At 70.5% G+C, this 2,657-nt stretch carries 1 protein-coding gene; it reads right to left on the minus strand.

Translation table 11 applies throughout. The features are described 5' to 3' along the window. Positions 1-148: 148 nt before the first annotated feature. The coding region (locus ACWDU1_RS31385) for a condensation domain-containing protein (RefSeq protein WP_450004041.1) at positions 149-2,657 on the minus strand (2,509 nt) is incomplete at its 5' end.

Genomic DNA, 2,657 nt, shown 5'->3' on the forward strand with positions numbered 1-2,657 from the left:
CAATTAAAAAAAAATATCCATGCCCCGCGCTCGGGGGGTCTTAACAGGCGGCGCCCCCCGCCCCCACCCCGGGGGCGCCCGCCCGGTGTGACCCACACCGGGCGGACGCGGGTCCGCGACCCGATCTCGAGAGCGCTGCCCGGACCGGTCACTCCACCGTGAGATCCAGCACATGGCCGAGCCGCGACCAGCCATCGGGCAGTTGCCCGGCCCGGTCCAGCACGAGCGCCACCAGATCCTCGAGCGCCTCGGGATCCAGGTCCGCCAGCCGCGCGGGCTCCGCCCACAGGTGGGTCACCCATTCGTCGGCGAGTGCCTCCGTGCTCACCTCCGGGATCAGCACCATCGACGCACCGGCCGCACCGGCGGCCACGATCTCCACCACGGCGGCGAGGCTGTCGCCCGGGCCGTACCGGAAGGTGCGGGACTCGTAGGTCAGCTCGGTGCCGTCGTGCACGCGGGTGACGGCGGTGGCCAGTTCGTCGTAGGCGACAGCGGTACCGTCGGCCGCCAGATGGGCGATATCGCCGCCGCGCAACGGCCGGATCCGGTCCGCATAGGTGACCGGACGCGGGGACTGCGCGTCGATCTCCTCGGTGAGTACCGGATCGCCGAGCACCAGCCAGTCCACTGCCGGTGCGTCCGGCGCCGCACCGGCCACCACACCGGCACCGACCGAGATCCCCGCCGCCGCGGCGGCGTCGGTCGCCGTGACGGAAACCACCGCCGCACCGGCCTTCAGCACCGCCCAGGTGGCGACGGCCGCATCGACGCCGCGGTCGAGCCGGACCACTATACCCGTACCCGGCCCGTGACCGCGCGCGATCAGTGTCCGGGCCAGCCGCGACGACCGCGCGTCCAGCTCCTGATAGGTGATCTCCTCCTCACCCCATACCAGCGCGGGGCCATCCGGATCCTCCTCGACCGAGGCACGCAGCATCTGCGGTAGCGCGGTGCCCGAGGTCGCGGACTGGGCCGCCGGCTGGGCAGGCGCCGCCATCCGCTCGCGTTCGGCGGCATCGAGAATGTCGATATCGGCGATGCGGACCTGCGGGTCGGCGGCCACGGCGGCGAGAATGCGCTCGAACCGGCGTCCGAACGACTGCACCGTCGATTCGTCGAACAGATCGGTCGCGAAGTTGAACACCGACCACAACTGCCCGTATCTACCGTCGGCCGCGCGCTGCGGATCGATACCGATCATCAGATCGAACTTCGCCGCCGCCATCGCGCCCGCGTCCAGCGCCTGCACCGTCAGCCCGGGCAGATCCATCTGGGCCTGCTCCATGTTCTGGAACGCCAGCAGCACGTCGAACAGCGGATTCTGCGCGTTCGCCCGGTCGGGCAGCACCGCCTCCACCACTCGTTCGAACGGGATATCGGCATTGGCGAACGCCGACAGATCCGTTTCCCGGGCGTGGTCGAGCAGTTCGGCGAACGTCATGGCCGGATCGATCCGGGTCCGCAGCGTCAGCGTATTGACGAACATACCGACGAGATCGTCGAGTTCGCGCTCGCCACGACCGGCGACCGGAGTTCCGACGGCGATATCGTTCGTGCCGGTCAACCGGGACAGCAGTACCGCCACCGCGGCATGCATCACCATGAACAGGGTGACGCCCCGCGCCCGCGCGGACTCGTCCAGCAGGCGGTGCACCTCGGCGTCGACTCCGAAGTCGACGACGCCGCCGCGCATCGACGGCACCTGCGGCCGCGGCCGGTCCAGCGGCAACGACACGTCACCGGTGAGCCCGTCGAGTTGCTTGCGCCAGTAGGCGAGCTGTTCGGCGGCCACGGATTCCGCGGCGGTGTCGTCACCGATCACGGCACGCTGCCAGATCGCGTAGTCCGCGTACTGCACCGGCAAGGGCGCCCAGCCCGGCGCTTCCCCGGCGGCCCGGGACAGGTAGGCGGTCACCAGATCGCGGGCCAGCGGCGCCAGCGACGAACCGTCGGTCGCGATGTGGTGCGCGACGAAGGCCAGCACATGCTCCTCGGGTCCGAGTTCGAGCAGCAGCGCCCGCACCGGAACCTCGCGGACGGCATCGAACCCGGTCGACATCAATGCCGCGATCCGGGCCACCGGGTCGTCCGCCGACTCGACGCCCAGCCCGCCGGGCAGAGCCTCGGTGGCGGACAGGATCTCCTGGTACGGCAGGCCGTCGGCATCCGCCGGATAGCGGGTGCGCAACGATTCGTGGCGCTCCAGCACATCGGTGACCGCGGCCCGCATGGCCGCGACATCGAGTGCGCCGGTGAGCTTGATGGCCATCGGGATGTTGTAGCCGGCCGAGCTCGGGTCGAACTGGTTGATCAGCCACATCCGCTGCTGCGCCAGCGACAGCGGCACCCGCTCCGGACGCGGCTGCGGCACCAACGCCGCACGACCACCCGAACCCGCATGCCGCTCGGCCCGCGACGCCAAACCCGCCACCGTCGACGCCTCGAACACCGCACGCACCGGAACCGTCGCATCCAACGCCACACCCAAACGCGCCGCCACCTGCGTCGCCACCAGCGAGTTACCACCCAGAGCGAAGAAATCGTCATCCGCGCCGACCCGCTCCACACCGAGGACCTCGGCGAAGATACCCGCCACGATCTCCTCGATCGGCGTCGACGGCGCCCGGAACACCGAAGCCTCGAACTCCGGCTCC

This window comes from Nocardia sp. NPDC003345, assembly GCF_053589395.1.